The organism is Micrococcus sp. KRD012 (genome assembly GCF_017168555.1).
Lineage (GTDB): Bacteria > Actinomycetota > Actinomycetes > Actinomycetales > Micrococcaceae > Micrococcus > Micrococcus luteus.
The window spans coordinates 32,343-53,403 of record NZ_JABFBB010000024.1 but is presented as its reverse complement, the minus strand read 5'-3'; the positions used below and the strand labels follow the sequence as shown (position 1 = coordinate 53,403).

The 21,061-nt window shown below is 73.8% G+C and carries 16 protein-coding genes; 6 read left to right on the top strand and 10 right to left on the bottom strand.

Annotation, left to right across the window (positions count from 1 at the left end; all coding sequences use genetic code 11):
• Window positions 1-22: 22 nt before the first annotated feature.
• The 3 genes from J1M37_RS10170 to glyA all read right to left on the bottom strand — a co-directional run bounded on the left by J1M37_RS10170 (window position 23) and on the right by glyA (window position 3,337).
• Window positions 23-1,009, bottom strand: coding sequence for an ABC transporter ATP-binding protein (locus J1M37_RS10170; protein WP_036314578.1), 987 nt, complete (start codon window positions 1,007-1,009; stop codon window positions 23-25).
• Between the two features lie 128 nt (window positions 1,010-1,137).
• Window positions 1,138-2,049 carry a bifunctional methylenetetrahydrofolate dehydrogenase/methenyltetrahydrofolate cyclohydrolase gene (locus tag J1M37_RS10165; RefSeq protein WP_036338210.1) on the bottom strand — a complete coding sequence of 304 codons (912 nt, stop codon included), beginning with the start codon at window positions 2,047-2,049 and terminating at the stop codon, window positions 1,138-1,140.
• Between the two features lie 7 nt (window positions 2,050-2,056).
• Window positions 2,057-3,337 carry a serine hydroxymethyltransferase gene (glyA, locus tag J1M37_RS10160; RefSeq protein WP_060974380.1) on the bottom strand — a complete coding sequence of 427 codons (1,281 nt, stop codon included), beginning with the start codon at window positions 3,335-3,337 and terminating at the stop codon, window positions 2,057-2,059.
• 227 nt (window positions 3,338-3,564) lie between these two features.
• Between glyA and J1M37_RS10155 the strand changes: the two genes are divergently transcribed.
• Window positions 3,565-5,079 carry a catalase gene (locus J1M37_RS10155; protein WP_020625388.1) on the top strand — a complete coding sequence of 505 codons (1,515 nt, stop codon included), beginning with the start codon at window positions 3,565-3,567 and terminating at the stop codon, window positions 5,077-5,079.
• Window positions 5,080-5,184: 105 nt separating this feature from the next.
• Here J1M37_RS10155 and J1M37_RS10150 read toward each other — a convergent pair whose 3' ends face one another.
• Entirely contained in the window at window positions 5,185-6,750 is a 1,566-nt protein-coding gene (locus J1M37_RS10150; RefSeq protein WP_206452568.1) for a hypothetical protein, read from the bottom strand.
• A 179-nt stretch (window positions 6,751-6,929) separates the two neighbouring features.
• Between J1M37_RS10150 and purU the strand changes: the two genes are divergently transcribed.
• The 3 genes from purU to J1M37_RS10135 are packed head-to-tail and all read left to right on the top strand — an operon-like array spanning window position 6,930 to window position 9,441.
• Window positions 6,930-7,835: a formyltetrahydrofolate deformylase gene (gene purU / locus J1M37_RS10145; RefSeq protein WP_078025783.1), complete on the top strand. Its 906-nt coding sequence runs from the start codon at window positions 6,930-6,932 to the stop codon at window positions 7,833-7,835.
• Between the two features lie 55 nt (window positions 7,836-7,890).
• Entirely contained in the window at window positions 7,891-8,412 is a 522-nt protein-coding gene (locus tag J1M37_RS10140; protein WP_036314590.1) for a gamma carbonic anhydrase family protein, read from the top strand.
• A gap of 33 nt (window positions 8,413-8,445) precedes the next feature.
• Window positions 8,446-9,441 carry a D-isomer specific 2-hydroxyacid dehydrogenase family protein gene (locus J1M37_RS10135; RefSeq protein ID WP_241251020.1) on the top strand — a complete coding sequence of 332 codons (996 nt, stop codon included), beginning with the start codon at window positions 8,446-8,448 and terminating at the stop codon, window positions 9,439-9,441.
• Between the two features lie 27 nt (window positions 9,442-9,468).
• On the opposite strand, the gene J1M37_RS10130 is transcribed toward J1M37_RS10135, so the two are convergent.
• The 5 genes from J1M37_RS10130 to hrpB all read right to left on the bottom strand — a co-directional run bounded on the left by J1M37_RS10130 (window position 9,469) and on the right by hrpB (window position 16,733).
• Window positions 9,469-10,761, bottom strand: a complete 1,293-nt coding sequence (locus J1M37_RS10130; RefSeq protein ID WP_206452566.1) for an ABC transporter ATP-binding protein — start codon at window positions 10,759-10,761, stop codon at window positions 9,469-9,471.
• A 35-nt stretch (window positions 10,762-10,796) separates the two neighbouring features.
• Window positions 10,797-11,699, bottom strand: a complete 903-nt coding sequence (locus J1M37_RS10125; RefSeq protein ID WP_080695955.1) for a carbohydrate ABC transporter permease — start codon at window positions 11,697-11,699, stop codon at window positions 10,797-10,799.
• Entirely contained in the window at window positions 11,696-12,667 is a 972-nt protein-coding gene (locus tag J1M37_RS10120; protein ID WP_206452564.1) for an ABC transporter permease subunit, read from the bottom strand. Before J1M37_RS10120 ends, J1M37_RS10125 begins: the two co-directional genes overlap by 4 nt.
• On the bottom strand, window positions 12,664-13,968 hold the full coding sequence (locus J1M37_RS10115; RefSeq protein WP_206452562.1) for an extracellular solute-binding protein: 1,305 nt from the start codon (window positions 13,966-13,968) through the stop codon (window positions 12,664-12,666). Before J1M37_RS10115 ends, J1M37_RS10120 begins: the two co-directional genes overlap by 4 nt.
• Window positions 13,969-14,054: 86 nt before the next feature.
• Window positions 14,055-16,733: an ATP-dependent helicase HrpB gene (gene hrpB / locus J1M37_RS10110; RefSeq protein WP_206452558.1), complete on the bottom strand. Its 2,679-nt coding sequence runs from the start codon at window positions 16,731-16,733 to the stop codon at window positions 14,055-14,057.
• A gap of 66 nt (window positions 16,734-16,799) precedes the next feature.
• Here hrpB and J1M37_RS10105 point away from each other — a divergent pair, with 66 nt between their 5' ends.
• On the top strand, window positions 16,800-18,647 hold the full coding sequence (locus J1M37_RS10105; protein ID WP_206452556.1) for a glutaminase: 1,848 nt from the start codon (window positions 16,800-16,802) through the stop codon (window positions 18,645-18,647).
• 46 nt (window positions 18,648-18,693) lie between these two features.
• Here the strand turns inward: J1M37_RS10105 and J1M37_RS10100 are convergent, their stop codons facing one another.
• Window positions 18,694-20,292, bottom strand: coding sequence for a TIGR01777 family oxidoreductase (locus J1M37_RS10100; RefSeq protein WP_095353387.1), 1,599 nt, complete (start codon window positions 20,290-20,292; stop codon window positions 18,694-18,696).
• Between the two features lie 72 nt (window positions 20,293-20,364).
• On the opposite strand from J1M37_RS10100, the gene J1M37_RS10095 reads away from it, so the two are divergent.
• Complete coding sequence (locus J1M37_RS10095; RefSeq protein WP_206452554.1) at window positions 20,365-20,958, top strand: methylated-DNA--[protein]-cysteine S-methyltransferase; 594 nt, start codon at window positions 20,365-20,367, stop codon at window positions 20,956-20,958.
• Window positions 20,959-21,061 lie beyond the last annotated feature (103 nt).

Sequence of the window (21,061 nt, the reverse complement as noted above, 5' to 3'; positions counted from 1 at the left end):
TCGTGGTGGGGGACGGCACGGGTCAGTCCACCAGGGTGCGGCCGGTGAGGATGAGGAACACGTCCTCGAGGCTCGCGCGGCGGGTCAGCGTGGTGGCGGGGGCGGGCAGGGCGCCCTCGTCGACGAGGCGCTGCACGACGTCGTGCAGGTCGTCCGCGCGTCGGGCGTAGACGAGGACGCGGTCCGGGAGGACCTCGACGCGGTGCACGACGCCGTCACCTGCGTGGGCCTGGACGGTGCGGGCCGCGGCCTCGTTGCGGTCCGCGCCGAAGCGCGCCTCGAGGACCTCGCGGGAGGCGTGCTCGCGGATGAGCTCGGCGGGGGTGCCGGCGGCCATGATCTCGCCGCCGTCGACCACGACGAGCCGGTCGCACAGCTGCTCCGCCTCGTCCATGTGATGCGTGGTCAGCAGCAGCGTGGTGCCGCGTTCCTTGAGCCGGTAGAGGCGGTCCCACAGGATGTGGCGGGCCTGCGGGTCCAGGCCCGTGGTGGGCTCGTCGAGGAGGAAGAGGGCCGGCTCGTTGACCAGGGCGCGGGCGATCACGAGCCGGCGCTTCATGCCGCCGGAGAGGTCGGTGACCTTGGCGTCCGCCTTCTCGGTGAGCTGGGCGAAGGCCAGCAGCTCCTCGGCCTTGGGCCGCAGGTACGAGTAGGGCAGGCCGAAGTAGCGGCCGTAGATCAGGATGTTCTCCCGGGCGGTGAGCTCCTCGTCCAGGTTGTCCTGCTGCGGCACCACGCCCAGGCGCGCACGGACGGCCGGCCCGTCCTCCTCCGGGTCGATGCCCAGGATGGTCAGCTCGCCCGCGGTGCGCTGCGAGGTGCCCGCGAGCATGCGCATGGTGGTGGACTTGCCCGCGCCGTTGGGGCCGAGCAGGCCGAAGCACTCCCCGGGGCGCACGTCCAGGTCGATGCCCTTCACGGCGTGGAACTCGCCGTACTGCTTGCGCAGCCCACGGGCACGGATGACGGAGGCGGGGCCGGGGGACGCGTGCAGAGTGGTGTGACTCACAAGGCGACAGCATAGGCGCACCACCCGCCCGGACGCGCGCCGCCCCTCGGCGACGAACCCTGCGATATGGCCCCCATCCGGGGTGGATGGGGGCCATATCGCAGGGTTGGTCGCGGGAGTGAGAGAGGTCAGGCTCCGGCCCGCTCCCCGGCCCAGTCCTCGCCGTCGGCGGCACGCTCGGCGGCCTCGACGACGTTCGCCAGCAGCATGACGCGGGTCATCGGCCCGACGCCGCCCGGGTTCGGCGCCATCCAGGCCGCCTTCTCCTTCACGGCCGGGTCCACGTCGCCCAGGACGCGCGACGTCCCGTCCTCCCCGGTCACGCGGGAGACGCCCACGTCCAGGACGATCACGCCCTCCTTGACCTGTTCCGGCTTCACCATGTGGGCGGAGCCGGCGGCGGCGATCACGACGTCGGCGCTCGCCAGCAGCTCGTCGAGGTTCGTGGTGCCGGTGTGGGCCAGGGTCACGGTGGCGTTGACCTCGCGGCGGGTGAACACGAGGCCGGCGGGCCGGCCGATGGTCACGCCGCGGCCGATCACGAGCACGTGCTTGCCGGCCAGCCCCACACCGTGGTGGCGCAGCAGCTCGACGCAGCCGGCCGGGGTGCACGGCAGCGGCGAGTCCAGCTCGCCGCCGACCGAGGCCACGAGCCGCCCCAGGTTCATGGGGTGCAGGCCGTCCGCGTCCTTGTCCGGGTCGATGGCCTCGAGCACCTTCTGGGTGTCCACGTGCTTCGGCAGCGGCAGCTGGACGATGTAGCCCGTGCAGGCCGGGTCCTCGTTCAGCTCGCGCACGACGTCGAGGATCTGCTCCTCCGTCGCGTCCGCGGGCAGCTCACGCTGGATGGACTCGATGCCCACCTCGGCGCAGTCGCGGTGCTTGCCCGCCACGTACTTCTGCGAGCCGGCGTCCTCACCCACGAGCAGGGTGCCGAGGCCGGGGGTGTGCCCGCGCTCGGCGAGGGCGGCCACGCGGCCGCGCAGCTCCTCCTTGATCGCGGCGGCGGTGGCCTTGCCGTCCAGGACCTTCGCGGTCATCGGCGGCTCACCAGCCCTCGAGGCCGTCGTACAGCGGGAAGTCCTCGGTGAGCTTCACGACGCGGGCGCGCAGCGCCTCCACGTCCGGGCTCGGCTTCAGCGCCTCGGCGATGACGTCGGACACCTCGCGGAACTCGGCCTCGCCGAAGCCGCGGGAGGCCAGCGCGGGGGTGCCGATGCGCAGGCCGGAGGTGGTCATCGGCGGACGCGGGTCCCACGGCACCGAGTTGCGGTTCACGGTGATGCCGACCTCGTGCAGGATGTCCTCGCCCTGCCTGCCGTCCAGCTGAGACTCGCGCAGGTCCACCAGGACCAGGTGCACGTCCGTGCCGCCGGTGAGCACCGAGATGCCGTGCTCGGCCATGTCCGGGGCGGTCAGGCGCTCGGCCAGGATCTGCGCGCCGGCCAGGGTGCGCTCCTGCTTCTCCTTGAAGTCCTCGGAGCCGGCGATCTTGAAGGCCACGGCCTTGCCCGCGATCGCGTGCATCAGCGGGCCGCCCTGCTGGCCCGGGAACACGGCGGAGTCGATCTTCTTCTTCAGCTCCTCGGTGGAGAGGATGAAGCCCGAACGGGGGCCGGCGAGGGTCTTGTGCACGGTGGAGGAGACGACGTCGGCGTGCGGCACCGGGTTCGGGTGCAGACCCGCGGCCACGAGGCCGGCGAAGTGGGCCATGTCCACCCAGAGCCTGGCGCCGACCTCGTCCGCGATCGAGCGGAAGGCGGCGAAGTCGAGCTGACGGGGATAGGCGGACCAGCCGGCCACGATCACCTTCGGCCGGGCCTCGAGGGCCTTCTCGCGCACCTTGTCCATGTCGATGCGGTGGGTGTCCGGCTCCACCTCGTACGCGGCGATGCTGTAGTTCTTGCCGGAGAAGTTCAGCTTCATGCCGTGCGTCAGGTGGCCGCCGTGCGCCAGGGACAGGCCCATCATCGTGTCCCCGTGGTCCAGCAGCGAGGTCATCACGGCCACGTTGGCCTGAGCGCCGGCGTGCGGCTGGACGTTGGCGTGCTCGGCGCCGAACAGGTCCTTGGCGCGCTGGATGGCCAGGTTCTCGGCCACGTCCACGAACTCGCAGCCGCCGTAGTAGCGGCGGCCCGGGTAGCCCTCCGCGTACTTGTTGGTCAGCACCGAGCCCTGCGTCTCGAGGATGGCGCGCGGCACGAAGTTCTCCGAGGCGATCATCTCGAGCGTGCCCCGCTGGCGGCCGAGCTCGTCCGCGAGCGCCGCGGCGATCTCCGGGTCCACCTCGGCGAGGGGCTGGGTGTTGATGTCGGGCGTCTGCGTCACGGGGGTTCCCTTCGAACGGGGGTCTGTGCGGCCGGAAGGCTCCGGTGCCCTCCATCCTAGTGACCAGGCGCCGTCGTCGGGCCTGCGCGACGGCGGCCCGCGGCCCCGGCGACCGACCCCGGCACCCGGTTCTTTTGACTGATTCAGAAATATGCCAAGATCGGGGATGACGCCGCCCACCGCGCCGATCGGTGCGCGGCCGACGTCGATCGACGAAGGAGAGTTCCATGACGGAGTACCAGAAGAAGACCCCGCACGCGACCGGTTCCACCCGCCAGAACGGCGCCCCGGCCATCAGCGACCGCCAGTCCCTGACCGTGGGCAGCGAGGGGCCCATCGTCCTGCACGACACCCACCTGCTGGAGACCCACCAGCACTTCAACCGCATGAACATCCCGGAGCGCCGCCCGCACGCCAAGGGCTCCGGCGCCTTCGGCGAGTTCGAGGTGACCGAGGACGTGTCGAAGTACACCAAGGCCCTCGTGTTCCAGCCGGGCACGAAGACCGAGACCCTCCTGCGCTTCTCCACCGTGGCCGGCGAGCTCGGCTCCCCGGACACCTGGCGCGACGTGCGCGGCTTCGCACTGCGCTTCTACACCGAGGAGGGCAACTACGACATCGTCGGCAACAACACCCCGATCTTCTTCCTGCGCGACCCGATGAAGTTCACCCACTTCATCCGCTCGCAGAAGCGTCTGCCGGACTCCGGCCTGCGCGATGCCACCATGCAGTGGGACTTCTGGACCAACAACCCCGAGTCGGCGCACCAGGTGACCTACCTGATGGGCCCGCGCGGCCTGCCCCGCACCTGGCGTGAGATGAACGGCTACGGCTCCCACACCTACCTGTGGGTCAACGCCCAGGGCGAGAAGCACTGGGTGAAGTACCACTTCATCTCCCAGCAGGGCGTGCACAACCTCTCGAACGACGAGGCCACCAAGATCGCCGGCGAGAACGCCGACTTCCACCGCCAGGACCTGTTCGAGTCCATCGCCAAGGGCGACCACCCCAAGTGGGACCTCTACATCCAGGCGATCCCCTACGAGGAGGGCAAGACCTACCGGTTCAACCCCTTCGACCTGACGAAGACGATCTCCAAGAAGGACTACCCGCGCATCAAGGTCGGCACGCTGACCCTGAACCGCAACCCGGAGAACCACTTCGCGCAGATCGAGTCCGCCGCGTTCAGCCCGAGCAACACCGTGCCGGGCATCGGCCTCTCCCCGGACCGCATGCTCCTGGGCCGCGCCTTCGCGTACCACGACGCACAGCTGTACCGCGTGGGCGCCCACGTGAACCAGCTGCCGGTGAACCGTCCCAAGAACGCGGTGCACAACTACGCCTTCGACGGCCAGATGTGGTACGACCACACCGGCGACCGCTCCACCTACGCGCCGAACTCCAACGGCGACTCCTGGTCGGACGAGACCGGCCCGGTGGACGACGGCTGGGAGGCCGACGGCACCCTGACCCGCGAGGCCCAGGCCCTGCGCGCGGACGACGACGACTTCGGCCAGGCCGGCACCCTCGTCCGGGAGGTCTTCTCGGCCCAGGAGCGCGAGGACTTCGTGGAGACCGTGGCCGGCGCGCTGAAGGGCGTCCGCCAGGACGTCCAGGCCCGCGCCTTCGAGTACTGGAAGAACGTGGACACCGCGATCGGCCAGCGCATCGAGGACGAGGTCAAGCGCCACGAGGGCGACGGCATCCCGGGCGTCGAGGCCGGCGGCGAGGCCCGCATCTGACGGCTCCCTCCCCCGGCGAGCGCCCGCGCGCGCTCCGCTGAACGCACGGCGGCCGCTCCCTCGCACGAGGGGGCGGCCGCCGTCGTCGTGGGGCGAATGCCCAGGTCAGCGCTTGCCCCAGCGGCGCTCCTGCGCCTGGGCCAGCTTGTCCTTGATCACCTTCACGGCCTTGTCCTTGGCGGACACGGCCACGTTGTCCCGCAGCGGGACGGCGACCTTGTCACGCACGGTCTCGAACGCGGAGGCCGCCACGGCGCCGGCCTGGGCCAGCTTCGACTCGCCCTCGGCGTCCGAGCCTCGGGTCTGGTCGCGGTCCGCCCGCAGGTCCGGGAGGGCGGCGCCCTCGGTGTCGTCCTCGGCGGGCTCCTCATCCGTGGGGGCGGAGGAGGTGGAGGTGTCCGGGGCCACGGTCGTGGGCGTCGACGACGTCGGCGCGGCGGTCCCGGCGGCTGCCGCCGACTGCGCGGCGCGGGCCTCGCGGCGGGTCGCCGGAGTGGCGTCCTCCGCACGGCCGGACGAGGCCGCGGTCGGATCCAGCTCCGGGGCGCCGCCCAGGGGCGTGGCCGGCGTGGTGCCGGCGTGGGTCTCCGGGGCCTCGGCCCGTCGGGTGGCCGGGGTGGCCTCGAGGGACGGGCGCTCGGCCGCGGCCTCGAGGGACGGGCGCTCAGCCGCGGGCTCGACCGCCGCCGGCTGCGCGACGTCCGCGCCGTGGTCCTCGGTGCGCGCCGGCTCGCGGTCCGCCTCCGCCACGCGACCGGGCACCCCGGGCGTGCCGTCGATGCGCAGGGACCCGGCGGCCGAGCGCTCCGCCCCGTCGGCGCCGTTCTGCTGGGCCTGGTCCGACTCGGTGGCCACGACGGTGACCGAGCCGTGCGCGGTGGTGGCGACCGTGTGCGTCTCGAGGTGCTCGCCCTGAGGGACGGGGATCGCGTCCGTGGCGAACTCCTTGGTGGGGGTGTGCTCGGTGGCGACCTCGGCGGCGGGGACGGTCCCGTGCACGTGCTCGGGAGCCGGGGTGAGGTGGCTTCTGTGCTGCGGAGCCTCGGCGGCCGGTGCCGCCGGGGCGGGGGTCTCGGTCACCGGAGACGGGGAGGCCGGGGTCGCCGGGACGTCGGCCGCGGGCGTCTGCTCGTCCAGGGTGACGCCGGAGCCGCCGGCCACACCGGCCGCGCCCAGGCCCACGGTGTCCGCCTCGCGCGCCGTGCTCGGCGCCGCCGCGGCGGGGCGCAGAGTGCCCCGGGTGGCCGGAACCGCGGCATCGCGACGGTGGGTCTCAGCGGCGGCCTCGGTGCTCGGGGCGTCGTGCTGGTCCACGGTCACCCCGGCACCGCCGGCCACGCCGGCGACGGACTCGTCGGTCTCGCGGTCCGCCGCGGCGGTGTCGAACGCAGCCATACCCCCGGCGGGCTTCACCGCGGCTGCGGGGCGCGCGTCCTTCTCTGCCACCACCTCGTCCAGGCGGGAGAGGCGGGTCGGGGCCGCGGGGGCGGCCGCCTGCTCACCCGCGGTGTCCGCGGTGTCCGCGGTGGTGCCGCGGCGCTCGAGCCGGGTCTCGGCGGCCTCGGCTTCGGCCTCACGACGACGGCGGGAGGCGATCACCGAGAGGATGATCAGGATCAGCAGCACGACGATGATCGCCGCGATGATCCAGTAGAGGGTGGACTGTGGCATGGGGGTGCTCCTCGGTCGTCTGGGGCGACCGGCCGGGCCGGGCGCCGCGTCGTGCTTCCCGCGCCGCCGCGCGGCGGGGAACCTGGTCTTGAGAATGACACGGGGCCCGGCCCCCCGACCAGGGATCAGCCCCGTCATCCCGCGGTTCCGCGTGGCCGGCACCGCCTACCATCGACGCCATGGACACGGCAGCCCTCTCACCCAGCCCCTCCCCCGCCTCCGGCGCGGAGCACGCCCACGTGCTCACGCTGGCCTGCACGAACCGCAAGGGCATCGTGCACGCCGTGACGGGCGCCTTGCTGGGCGTGGAGGCGGACATCACCGAGTCGCAGCAGTACGGCTCCCCGGACACCGGCGACTTCTTCATGCGCGTGGAGTTCATGACCCCGGCCGTGCGGGAGGACATCGAGCAGGCGCTCGCGCCGGTGCGCGAGGAGTTCGGCATGCGCATGGGCCTGTGGGACGCGGCGCACCGCATGCGCACCCTCGTGATGTGCTCCAAGGACGGGCACACCCTCAACGACCTGCTCTTCCAGCAGCGCGCCGGCACCCTGCCGATCGAGATCCCCGTGGTGGTCTCGAACCACCTGGACCTGCAGCCGCTCGCCTCCTTCTACGGCGTGCCCTTCATCCACGTGCCCGTCTCCAAGGACCCCTCGAGCCGGGACTCCAAAGAGGCCGCGGAGGACCGGCTGCGCGACCTGATCGCCCAGTTCGACATCGAGCTGGTGGTGCTGGCCCGCTACATGCAGATCCTCTCGGACGAGCTGTGCCGGGACCTGGCCGGGATGGCCATCAACATCCACCACTCGTTCCTGCCCTCCTTCAAGGGCGCCCGCCCCTACCACCAGGCGCACGAACGCGGCGTGAAGCTCATCGGCGCCACCGCCCACTACGTGACCGCCGACCTGGACGAGGGCCCGATCATCGCGCAGTCCGTGCAGCCGGTGACCCACGCCCAGACCGCCGCCGACTTCGTGGCCCGCGGCCGCGACGTCGAGGGCTCCACGCTCGCGCAGGCCGTGCGCTGGCACGCCCAGCACCGCGTCCTCACGGACGGCCGGCGGACCGTCGTCTTCAGCTGAGCCCGGGACGACGGCGCCACGCGGTGCCGTCGTCCGGCCCGCCTAGGCTGGTGGCATGGCCCACATCATCACCGTCGCGGGTGCCACCCCGCGCATCCACGAGTCCGTCTTCCTCGCCCCGACCGCCGCGATCACCGGCGACGTCGAGATGGCCGAGCGCTCCTCGGCCTTCTACGGCGTCTCCGCCCGCGGTGACTCCGCCCCCATCCGCGTCGGGGCGGGCACCAACCTGCAGGACAACGTGGTGCTGCACGCGGACGAGGGCTTCCCGTGCACCCTGGGCGCCGGTGTCTCCGTGGGCCACTCCGCCGTGGTGCACGGGGCCACCGTGGAGGACGACTGCCTGATCGGCATGTCCGCCACGGTGATGAACGGCGCGGTCATCGGCGCCGGTTCGCTCGTGGCCGCCGGCGCCCTGGTGCTCGAGGGGACGCAGGTCCCGGCCGGCTCGCTCGTGGCGGGCGTCCCCGCGAAGGTCCGCCGCCCCCTCACGGACGAGGAGCGGGAGGGCCTCAAGAAGAACGCGGCCACCTACCTGCGGCTGTCCGCCGCGCACCGGGACGCCGTCGCCGGCTGAAGCGGGCCCGGAGGATGTGGGACGGTGGGCACCATGCCCACCACTTCCGCTCTCCCCCGCACCCGACCCGACGACGTCCCCGAGCGCCTGCTCGTCCTCCCCGCGGCGCAGGACGTCGCCGGCACCCCCTACGCCCACGCCCGTCGGCTGGCCGAGCAGGCCGTGGCCGACGTCGGCGGCGCCGCCGTGGCCGAGGGCGACACCTCCGCCACGGCCCTGCTGATGGTCCGCCCGATCCCGGTCGATGCGCTCGCCGCGGCCCTGGCCGCCCACCCCCACGTGAGCTGGGTGCAGCTCCCGTTCGCCGGGATCGAGCCGTTCGTCCCCCTCGTGCGCAGCCGCCCGGACATCGTGTGGACGTCCGCCAAGGGCACGTACGCGCCGCCGGTGGCCGAGCACGCGCTGCTGCTCACCCTGGCCCTGCTGCGGGACCTGCCCGCGCGCGTCCGCGCCACCGCGTGGGGCCCCTCCTCCGGCCGCACCCTGAACGGCCTGAACGCCGTGGTCGTGGGCGGCGGCGGGATCGCACAGGAGTACATCCGCCTGCTCAAGACCTGGGACGTGCGCGTCACCGCGGTCCGCCGACGCGCGGGCGACGTGCCCGGCGCGGACCGCACCGTCACGACCGACTCCCTCGACGAGGTCCTGCCCGGCGCGCAGGTCGTGATGATCGCCGCGGCGGCCACCGAGGAGACCCGCGGCATGTTCGACGCCGACCGCGTCGCCCTCCTGGACGAGGACGCCGTGCTCGTGAACGTCGCCCGCGGGGCGCTGGTGGACACGGACGCCGTCGTCCAGGCCCTCGCGGCGGGTCGGCTGCACGGCTACGGCACGGACGTCACCGACCCCGAGCCGCTCCCGGAGGGCCACCCGCTCTGGACCGAGGAACGGGCCCTCATCACGCCGCACACGGCGGACACCCCGGAGATGTGCGTCCCGCTGCTCCACGCGCGGGTCGAGCGGAACCTGCGGGCCCGCGCGGCCGGGACGGAGCTGGAGGGCCTGGTGGACGCCGAGGGCGGGTACTGACCCGCCCCCGGCGTCCGCGGCGCCGGCTCAGCGGCGCGGCGCGTCCGCCTCGTGCTCGGCGGCGTCACGCTCGGCCGCCATCTCGATCTGGCGGCGGCGCTCCTCGGCGGCCCGGCGGGTCAGCTCGGCGCCGACCTCGGGGTCGCGGGTGAGGTTCTCACCGGTCGTCGGGTCGAACAGGTGCACCCGCGTGGTGTCCACCCACAGGCGGGTCGGCGTGCCCGGCCGGGCGCGGGACTCGCCGGAGAGGGTGGCCACGACGACGGGGCGCAGCTCGTCCGCGTCCAGGTCCTTGGCCAGCGAGGAGAGCATCTCGGCCACGGCCGGGTCCGGATCGAACTCGATGTAGCCGTACTGCTCGTGGCCCAGCCACTCCAGGTGCGTGAGCGTCGCGTCGAAGGTGGAGCCCCGGTCGCGGCGGCTGTCCTCCACCAGCTCGGCGTCCTCGAAGAACTCCGGCCGCAGGCCGAGGAACACGATGTCCCGCCCCTCGGCGGCGCGAGCCTTCTCGGGCGGCACCGGGATGTCACCGATCGGCGAGGACAGCACGTGGCCGCCCTCCTTCTGCTTCAGCGAGGCGGGCAGGAAGTTCATCGACGGCGAGCCGATGAAGCCGGCCACGAACAGGTTGAGCGGCTGCTCGTAGAGCTCGCGCGGGCTGGCCACCTGCTGCAGCTCGCCCTTCTTGAGCACGGCCACCCGGTCGCCCAGGGTCATGGCCTCGGTCTGGTCGTGCGTCACGTAGACGGAGGTGGTGGCCAGGCGGCGCTGCAGCTGCGAGATCTCCGCGCGCATCTGCCCGCGCAGCTTGGCGTCCAGGTTGGACAGCGGCTCGTCGAAGAGGAACGCGTCCGCCTCGCGCACGATCGCCCGGCCCATGGCCACACGCTGACGCTGGCCGCCGGAGAGGTTGCCGGGCTTGCGCTCGAGGTGGTCCTCGAGCTCGAGCACGCGGGCGGCGTCGCGCACCTTGCGGTCGATCTCCTCATCGGAGGGCTTGTTGTCCTTGATCAGCCGCAGCGGGAAGGCGATGTTCTCGTACACCGTCAGGTGCGGGTACAGCGCGTAGTTCTGGAACACCATCGCGAGGTTGCGGTCCTTGGGGGCCGCCTCGTTCACGCGGCGGCCGTCGATCAGCATCTCGCCGTCGGTGATGTCCTCGAGGCCCACGATCATGCGCAGCAGCGTGGACTTGCCGGAGCCGGAGGGGCCCACGAGGATGACGAACTCGCCGTCCTCGATCTCCAGGTTCACGTCCTTGATGGCGTGGAAGCCGTCGTCGTAGGTCTTGTCGATGTGGTTCAGGGTGATGGAGGCCATCGGGGGGTCCTTTCGGGAGGTCTCGTGTGCGGGCCTCAGCCCTTCACCGCGCCGTTGGTCAGGCCGGCCACGATCTGACGCTGGAACGCCAGCACCAGGATCACGATCGGGATGGTCACGATGATCGCGGCCGCCGAGATGGCCCCGGTCGGCGACTCGAACTGCGAGGCGCCGGTGAAGAAGGCCAGGGCGGCGGGCACGGTGCGCGCGGTCTCGGTGGAGGTCAGGGAGATGCCGAACACGAAGTCGTTCCAGGCGATGAAGAAGGCGATGATCGCCGTCGTGAAGACGCCGGGGGCGGCCAGCGGGACGATCACCTTGCGGAACGCCTCGAGCGGGGTGGCGCCGTCCACCTGCGCGGCCTGGTCGAGCTCCCACGGGATCTGGCGGAAGAACGCGGCCAGGGTCCAGATGGAGATCGGCAGGGTCAGGGACAGGTAGGGGATGATCAGGCCGACCCACGTGTCGTACAGCCCGAGGGTGCGCCACATGTTGAACAGCGGCGTCACCAGGGAGATGACGGGGAACATCGAGACCATCAGGGACACCGTGAGCACGATCCGCTTGCCCGGGAAGTCCAGGCGGGCGATCGCGTAGGCGCACAGCGTGGCCAGGATGACGGCGATGATCGTGGCGATCACGGTGATGCCGATCGAGTTGCGCAGCGCCGTGAGGAACAGCTCGCGCGAGCCGCCCACGAAGATCTCCTCGTAGTTCACCGTGGACCACTGGGTGGGCAGCAGCTTGCCGTTGGCGAGGTCGGCGGGCGTCTTGAAGCTGGTCGCGAAGATCGAGAACAGCGGGAAGAGGCACCACACGCCGATCACGACGGTGAGGATCCACCACAGTGCGGTGGCCTTCCCGGTGCCGCGACGGTGGGGCGCGCGGCCCTCAGGCGCGCGGCCCTCGGGGGCGGGAGCGGATGCGGCGGTGCTCACTTGGAACCTCCTCGGTCGGCCAGGTCCACCTTGAAGCCCTTGACGGCGATGACCGCCATGAGGGCCACGCACAGGAACAGGATCACGGAGACCGCCGAACCCATGCCGATCTCGAGCCGGCCGATGGACGTGCGGTAGGCCAGCAGCGAGAGGACCTCGGTGCCGTAGGCGCCGTTGGTCATGATGTAGATGGAGTCGAAGATGCGGAACGCGTCCATCGCGCGGAACAGGACGGCCACCATGATCGAGGCCTTCATGTTCGGCAGGATGACCAGCTTCATCCGCTGCCACCAGGAGGCGCCGTCGACGGCGGCGGCCTCGGTGAGGTCGCCCGGCACCTGGGCCAGGCCGGCCAGCAGGAGCAGGGAGATGAACGGGGTGGTCTTCCAGATCTCGGAGAGCATGATCACGAACAGCGCGGTGCTGCCCTGCGCGAACCAGTTCAGGTCCGCGTCGACGCCCGGCAGCCACTCGAACCAGGCGTTGATGTAGCCCGAGTCGATCGAGAACATGTAGAACCACGCGAACGCGGAGACCACGGTGATGATGCCGTACGGCACCAGGATGATCGTGCGGATCAGGCCGCGGGTCTGCTTGATGGCGTGGTGCATGGCCAGGGCCAGCAGGAAGCCGAGGATGAGCTCGACCACCACGGTCACCACGGTGATCAGCAGGGTCACCCCGAGGTCCTTCCAGAACACGGGGTCCGTGAGGATCACGCCGTAGTTGCCCAGGCCCACGAACTCGCGGTCGCCCGGCGCGGTGAGCCGGTACTTGAACAGCGAGTCGTAGAGGGCCTGCAGGATCGGGTACAGGACCACGAACAGCATCACGAAGAACGCGGGGCCGGCCAGGAGCCAGCCGAGACGCGCCTCGGACTTCGCGCGCTGGGACTTCACCTGGCGGGGGCGACGACCCTCGGCGGCGCGCGGGGTGGATGCGGCGGGTGCGGTGTCGACATGGCTCACAGCAGACGCTCCCCTCTCAGGACTTCCTGGATGAAGTCGTCGGTCTCGGCCGGGGTGGACTCGGAGACGCCCGACGGCGGCGCGTAGCGCTGCTGGATCGCGGTGGAGACCTCGTTGTAGTACGGGGTCTGCGGCCGCGGGGCGCCGAGTTCGAGGGACTCCCGGATGGTGTCCGCCATGGGGTACTTCTCGGCGACCTCGGGGGCGTCGTAGGCCGCCGGGTCGGCGGGCGGGTTGCCGTTCTCGACGAAGTACTGGCTCTGGTGCTCGGTGGTGGTGATGCAGGAGATCGCGTCCCAGGCGAGGTCCTGGTGCTCGGACTTCGCGCCCACCCCCAGGTTGATGCCGCCCACGGGCGGCGCGGCGTCCTCGCCCTCGACGGTGCGGGGGTAGACGGCCCAGCCGATGTCCTCGGGCAGGTCCTCCGGCAGCGAGCCCTCCTCCACGGAGCCGAGGGTGGCCGGCCAGACGAACGGCCAGTTGACCATGAACGAGCCGTTCTTGCCCTGGAAGAGCAGCATGGAGGCGTTCTCGTCCTGGGTCGGCAGGCCGGCGCTGCCGAGACCCTCCTTGCCGATCGTGGAGATGATCCGGGCGGCCGTGCGGCCGGCCTCGGAGTCGAGGTTCGTGGTGACCTCGTCCGTGGACGCCTCGGCGTTGGGGATGATCTGCTCCCCGCCGCCCTCGATGAGCGCGTTGAGCCACACGGTCATCGACTCCGCACGGGCTCCCTGGACGGCCAGGTCCTTGTCCTGGCTGCGGGCGGCCTCGATCAGCTGGTCCCACGTGACGGGCTGGGACATGTCCAGCCCCGCGGCCTCGGCGACCGACTTGCGGTACCAGAGCAGCTGCGTGTTGGCCCAGAACGGGACCGTGACGAGCTCGTCCTTCCAGCTGGCGGCCGCGAGCGCGCCCTCCAGGGCGTTGTCCTTCGCGTACGCCTGCATCTCCTCCGGCACGGGGGCCAGGAACCCGGGCTCGGCGAGCTCGGGGACGAACGGCGGGTCGAGGGACATGATGTCCATCGACGTGTCGCCCGCGGCGAGGCGGCGGGTCAGCTGCTCGCGCTGGGAGGCGGCGGCCGTCGGAAGCATGGACGTCTCGATCCTGTACCGCCCGTTCGCGGCGTCGGTGCACTGGGCGGCGATCTTCGCCTGCCCGCCGTCGTCGGGGTTGGTGTACCAGGTCAGGGTGGGCGTCTGCTCGGCCGGGGCACACCCGGCCAGGATGAGCGCGCCCGCGGCGACGGCGCCGGCCAGCGTGGCCCGGCGCCGTTGACGTGCCCGCGTGTCGTGTCTCACAAGTGGAACCTCAATCGATGCGAGTCGGATGTGACGGCCATCATCACGCATCACAGCGATTCCCGCACGTTTCGCGGGCCCCTTTCTCAGCGGGCGCGGCGGTTCGTCCGGGCGGTCGGCTCCGCGGCGGCGGGATCCTCGGGCCACGGGTGCTTGGGGTACCGCCCCCGGTTCTCGGCCCGGACCTGCGCGTAGGGGCCGGCCCAGAAGGACGGCAGGTCGGCGGTCACGGCGAGCGGGCGGCCTGCCGGCGAGAGCAGGTGCAGGACCACCGGCTCACGACCGTCCGCGACAGCGGGGGTGACACGCGCCCCGAAGAACTCCTGCAGCTTGGCGGCGACCACGGGCGGGGTGTCCTCGTGGACGGCCGGATAGTCCACGACGACGGCGCGCCCGCTCGGCACGGACAGGCGCTCGGGGGCGAGCTCGTCCAGCCGGCCCGCCTCCGGCCAGGGCAGGGCGCCGCGCAGCAGCGCCTCGGCGTCCACGCGCGCGAGGGACCGCCCCGCGGCCAGGTCGGCCGCGAGCCCGTCGACCAGGGCGTCCAGGCCGGGCAGCGCCGCATCCGAGAGGTCCGGCCACGGGGCGCCGAGGACGCGGTGGAGCAGGTGCACCCGGCGGCGCAGGCGTTCGGCTCGACCGCTCGGGTCGAACCGGGCGAGGCCGTCGGCGCTGAGTGCGGCGCGCACGGCCTGCGCGGCGGCGTCGGGGGCGACGGGGGCCGGCGTCTCCGCCAGCACGAGCGCGCCCAGCCGGTCCACGCGACGGCCGGTGAGCCGGTCCCCGCGCCAGTCGGCGGTGTCCTCGATGCGCCGCAGGCCCGCGCCGGCGAGCTCGGCGAGCGGCCGGTCGATCGGCGCGGCCGCGCGGATCACGGCACCCGTGCCGGCCGCGTCCCCGGCCACGCGGGCGACCTCGGCCACGGCCAGCCACTCCTGCCCCGCCAGGCCGCCGCCGGCGGCGTCGCGGGGCAGGGCCGCGCGGGTGCCGGAGGCGAGCAGGTACGCGCCCGCCTCCCCCGCGCGTCGGGCGATCCACGCGGGGAAGGCCAGGGCGGCCACGAGGCCGGCGGGGTGCCGCCGCGCGGCCGCCGTCGCCTCGGGCCCGGGCTCGTCCGGGGCGTGGTGCGCGTGCCGACGGGCGAGTCGTTCCAGTCGATCCGCCTCCCGGCGCCAGCGCCCGGCCTCCGGGTGCCGGCCGTCCCGCACGGCCGCGACCAGCGCCTCGAGGTCGGCCCCGGGGGCGCGCAGGTCCAGGGCGAGGGCCGCCGTCACCTCGGCCGCGGGGCGGGGCCCCGTCCACGGTGCCGCGCGCAGGAGGGCGTGGCCGAGGGGCGGGTCCAGGGGCAGCTCGGCCAGGACGGCGCCGTGCGGGGTGATGCGCCCGTCCGCGTCCACCGCGTCGAGGGAGGCGAGCGTGCGCTCGGCGGCGGCCATCGCGTCGGCCGGTGGGTCCTCGGGCAGGGTCAACCCGTGGCCGCCCGGGGCGCCCCACGCCGCGAACGCCAGGGCCACCTGCGCGAGGTCGACGACGGCGAGGGCCGGCGTCGGGGCCGCGGGCGCGGTGCCCAGGGCTGCAGCGGTGTGGCAGCGGACCACGGTGCCGGGGCCGAGGCGGGCGGCGCGGCCCGCGCGCTGGCCGGCGGCCGCGCGCGAGGCCTGGACGGTGACGAGCCCGGCCATGCCGCGCCCCCGGTCCCGGCGCGGCTCGCGGGCCAGGCCCGAGTCGATGACGAGGCGCACCCCCGGCACGGTCAGCGAGGACTCGGCGACCGCCGTCGCGACGACGACGCGCGGCACGGCGGGGTCGGCGCGGCCGGCGAGCGCGGCGTCCTGGTCGGCGGGTTCCTGGCGGCCGTGCAGGACGCGGACCTCGGTGTCCGGGGCGAGCGCGGCGACGTGCCCCGCGACGGCCTCGACCTCGGCCACGCCGGGCAGGAAGACGAGGGCGTCCACGGTCGGGTCGGCCTCGAGCGCCTCGGCGTGGGCGCGTGCGGCCGTGGCCGCGACGTGGTCGAGGAAGGCCCGGTCCACGCGGCCCTCGGCGGTGAGGCGGTGGCCGCGGAAGGGGGCGTGCTCCTCGCGCAGCGGGTGCAGCACGGCCGGGGTGGAGACCACGGGCAGGGGCGCCTCCCCCATGCCGCGGGCCCAGCGGGCGGCCAGGGCCGCCGCGTCCACGGTGGCGGACATGGCCACGAGCGCGAGTTCGGGACGGAGCTGCCGCAGGTCGGCGAGGAGGGCGAAGAGCACATCCGTGTCCAGGTCCCGCTCGTGGACCTCGTCCAGGACCACCGCGTCCACGCCGTCGAGCCCGGGGTCGGCGAGGAGGCGGCGCAGCAGCAGGCCGGGGGTCACGAACTCGACGACCGGGGCCCCGCCGCCCGCCGCGTCGCCGCGCACGGCATACCCGACGGCGGCGTCCCCGAGTCGAGCCTGCGCGTCGGGGTCGGCGCCGGGCTGCGCGTCGGCCGCGGCGGTCAGGACCGCCGTGCGCAGCCGCCGCCACGCCGCGCGCACCGCGACCCGGCGCGGCTGCGTGACCAGGACGCGCCCGCCGCCGTGGTCCGAGAGCCGGACCGCGAGCGCGGGCGGGACCACGGTGGTCTTGCCCGTGCCCGGGGGCGCCTCGACGACGGCCGCCCCGCGCGCGTCCAGTGCGTCTTCGAGCTCGGGCAGGGCGGCGGCGAACGTCAGGCCGGTGCTGAGGCGGCCCAGAGCGGCGGAGAGGCAGGCGGGGACGGAGACGGGATCGACGGGGGTGGGCATCGGGACCCATTGTGCCCGCCTCCGTCGCGCTGTCCCGGGGCCGCCCCACTGACTAGGCTGTGACCCATGACCACACCCGTCCAGGAGCACCTCGATCGCCTCACGTCGGCCCACGCGGGTGAGGGGGAGGTCCCGGACGGGCTGGGCGTCGCGATGCTCATGGTGGACGGGCACCGCTACGTCTCCGGATCCATGACGGCCGTGCCCCTGGCCACGCTCGCCTCTCCCCTGTTCCACGCGCAGGCCCTCGAGGACCTCGGCGCGGTGCGGGTGGGCGAGCGCGTGGGAGCCGCCCCCGTGCGCGACCTGGACCATCGGGTCGAGGTGGACGCCGTCACGGGCCTGCCGCACAACCCGCTGCAGAACGCGGGCGCGGTGGCCACGGCCTCCCTGGTGAAGGGCCGCGGCGGCCGCGACCGCACCGCACGCATGATGCAGCTGCTCTCCGCCCTGTTCGACCGCGAGGTCACCGTCACGGAGTCGGCCGCCCGCGCGGAGAACCGCGCCCAGCACCACACCCGGTCCGCTGTCTGGCTGATGAAGTCCCTCGACACCCTGGACGCCGACCCCGAGACGCTGCTCGAGGACATCGCCACGGTGCGTGCCGCCGCCGTGACCGTGGAGGACCTCGCCCTGCTCGCCGGCACCCTCGCGCACGGCGGTGTCCACCCCGTCACCGGGGACCGCGTGCTGAGCGAGGAGACGGTCCGTGGCGTGCTCTCCGCGATGGACTCCTGCGGCATGGACACCCGGGACTCCCGGTGGGCGTACGACGTCGGCCAGCCCGGCTGGGCGTCCACGCGCGGCGGCACGGTGCTCGTGGTGGTGCCGGGCCACCTCGGTCTGGCGCTGCAGTCGGACACGACGGATGAGAACGGGCTCGGCGCCGCGGCGATGGCCGCCCTGCGGACCATCGTCGAGGACTTCGAGCTGCACCCGTCGGTGGTCACCGGCTCCCCGCGCGCGGCCCTGCGCACCCACTACCGGATCGATCAGGCGCCCTCGGGCACGGTGCGCAGCGCCGTCGTCCTCGAGGCGCTCGGGCGGTTCGCGGACACCGTGCACGTGATGGAGCTGGGCGGTCACCTCGGCTTCAGCCAGGTGGACGCGATCGCCCGCGTCAGCCGTGGTCTGCCGGAGGTCCTCGAGACGCTCGTGGTGGACATGCGCTCGGTCAGCTCCATCTCCCGTCCGGCCCGGCTGCTGGTGGCCCAGTGGTTCGCCCGCGCGCTGGGCAACGGGCTCGACGTCGTCGTCGTGGACCGGGACGCCGCGGAGATGAAGGAGCTGATGGCGGCCGTCGAGGAGTCCGTGGAGGTGGACCTGCCGGAGCCGCTGCAGGATGAGGCCGAGGGGGTGGACCCCGCCGCCGGGGGCGCGCAGTTCGTGTTCTTCGACTCCCGCTCGCGTGCCGCCCAGTGGGCCGAGCAGCGGCTGCTCTCCCGGCACGCCCCCCACCTGCTGCCGCGGGACGCCCAGGAGGCGGCCGTAGCACCCCTGCTGCAGCACCTCTCCGCGGACGACGCGCGTCTGCTCGAGTCCATGATGGACGAGCGGGTCTACTCGGACGGCCAGATCATCCGCCGCGCCGGCCAGCCGTTCGGCGGCATCTACGTGATCGTCTCCGGCACCGTGGAGCTCTCGGGTCAGGGCACGGGCAGCCGCCGCGTGCGCCGCACCCTGCTCACCCCGGGGATGACGTTCGGCGAGATGGCCCTGGGCCAGCCCGGCCGCCAGCCCTCCACCGTCCGCGCGCGCGGGCCGGTCACGGCGCGAGTCCTCACCGCCCAGGTGATGGTCGCGCTCCAGGAGGGCTTCCCCCAGCTGGCCCTGGCCCTGTGGGAGGCGCTGGCCCGCGACGCGTTCACCGCGCTGGGCCAGCTCATCCGGGAGACCGGCGCGCTGCAGGACTGACGACCCGCGGGGGCAGCGTCCCCGTGGGACGCTGCCCCCACCCCCGTCACCGCCCGAGGACGTGGCGCAACGCGCCCTCCAGTTCGGGGTCGCGCATCTCGTAGCCGGAGGAGACCAGCCGGTCCGCCACGACCTTCTGGTCCGCCGCGACGGTCTCCACCCGGCCCTCCTCGCCCAGCAGCAGGCGCGGCCCGGCCTCGGGCACCGGGATGAGAGCGGGCCGGCGCAGCACCCGCCCGAGCACGGTGGCGAACTCCTTCGCCGTGACCGGCTCGGGCGCCACCGCGTTGACCGGGCCGGTGACGCCGTCGTCGAGCACCGCGTGGGCGAAGGCCCCCGCGATGTCATCCGCGCCGATCCAGCTCAGCCACGGGCTGCCGTCGTGGCTCTCCCCGCCCGAGGTCGCGACCGGGCCGCCGAGCCCCGCGAGGAACAGCGGCAGCACCTGCTGCAGCATGCCCCCGGCCGGGCTCAGGACCACGCCGGTCCGCAGCATCGCCACCCGGATGCCGGACGTCTCGGCGCGTCGGGCCTCGGCCTCCCAGTCCGCGACGACCTCGGCGAGGAAGTCGTCCCCGGGCTCCAGATCCTCGACGAGGCCGCTGCCGAACGGGCCCGTGCCCGCGTCCGCCCCGTAGTACCCGATCGCCGAGCCGTTCACGAGTGCCCGCACCCGCGCGTCGTCCCCCTCCCGTGCGGCAATCCGGGCGAGCGCGTCCACGAGGGTGCGCGTGCCGCGCACGCGCGAGTCGTGCACGGCCTCCTTGTGCGCGTCCGAGAACCGGCCGGCGATGGGCTCGCCCGCCAGGTTCACGACGACGTCGGCCTCGGCCAGGGCGTCCTCGTCCACGGTCTCCCGGCCGGGGTCCCACAGCGCCGCGTCCAGCGCGCCGGCCTTCTTCGGGCTCCGCACGAGCCGGATGACGCGGTGGCCGCCGGTGGTGAGCAGGGCACAGAGCTGCCGGCCGATCAGTCCGCCGGACCCCGTCACGGCGACCGTGCGAGCCGGCCCGCCGACGAGGGGGCCGGGATGGGCGGCGTGGAAGTCCAGGTCATCGGCCATCACGCGGGCCCGATAGGCGAACTGGCGGCCCAGCTCCGCCTCGAAGGCCTCGTGGGTGCGGCGCGAGGCCGCGCTGCCCAGAGCAGGCACGCGGGCCACCAGGGACTCCCCCGGCAGGGCGTACTCGATGTGGTCCGTCACGACCGTGCCGCGCCGGCCGTCCGCCGTGTCCGCCTCACCGGGCGCGGCGTCATCGAGCAGGTGGGTGTGCCGCCAGGAGGCGAGGGGACCGGAGACCATCTCGTCCCGGAACATGCGGCCCTCCTCGTAGGCCGTGTGGCGGGCCCGCCACGGCACCGCGGGCGCGGCCCCACCGGGCAGGCGGGAGGCGACGGCGTCCGGCAGCAGGCCGGTGAGCATCCCGTGGGCCGCGCCGGCGAACAGGCCGGCCGCCCCGGGGGCCTGGATGCGCAGCCGCGACTCGGAGCCCACGCGGAGGCCGTCCGTGGGTCCCTGGACCACCTCGCCCGCGAAGGGCGGGGTGAGCCGCTCCAGCGCGCCGGGGTTCTCCAGCCAGCGGAAGACCACCTCACGCGGGTGGCGCAGGAGGGTGCGATGCTCGAAGACGCGGATCTCGGTCATGGACGCCAGCCTGACACAGGGAGAGGACGCGCGAACACCTGTCCGGGCCGGGCCGTGCAGGACAATGAGGGGATGGACCTGCTTCCCGAGCTGCGCTGGACCGCCGCCGCCCTGCCCGCCACCGAGCTCACCCTCGTGGCCGTCTTCTCCCCCGAGGACCAGACGGTGCGCGCCTCCGGCGTGGCCGTGCCGGAGGACTCGGAGCCCCCCGCCGCCGCGATCGGGCGCCTCCTCGAGACGCTCATGGACCGGCTCGTGGCCCTGGACCCGGAGACCGCCGACCGCGAGATGAACCCGCGCCCCGTGGAACCGCGTCCGGGTGCGTCCCAGCCCGTCGCCGACGCCCTGGCCGCCTACACCGCGGGGGACGTGGCCGCGCTGGACGCCCTCGACGTCGCCCAGCCGGGCACCGCGTTCCGGCAGCGGGCGTGGCGGGAGCTGCGCGGCATCGCCCCCGGCTCCCCCGCCACCTACGGCGGCCTGGCCGAGCGGTGCGGGGCCCCGCGGGCCGTGCGTGCCGCCGGCGGGGCGTGCGCCGCCAACCTGGTGGCCGTCGTCGTGCCCTGCCACCGCGTGGTGCGCGCCGACGGCGCCGCCGGCCACTACCTCTACGGCACCGCCGCGAAGCAGGCCCTGCTGGCCCACGAGGCGGCACACGCGGGCTGACCACCTCCTCGCCCCGGGCAACGCGGGTTGAGTTGTCACGGGTCCGGGGCTCGAACACCCGCGACAACTCAACCCGCGTTGCGGGCGGGGAGCCGTCTCGGGT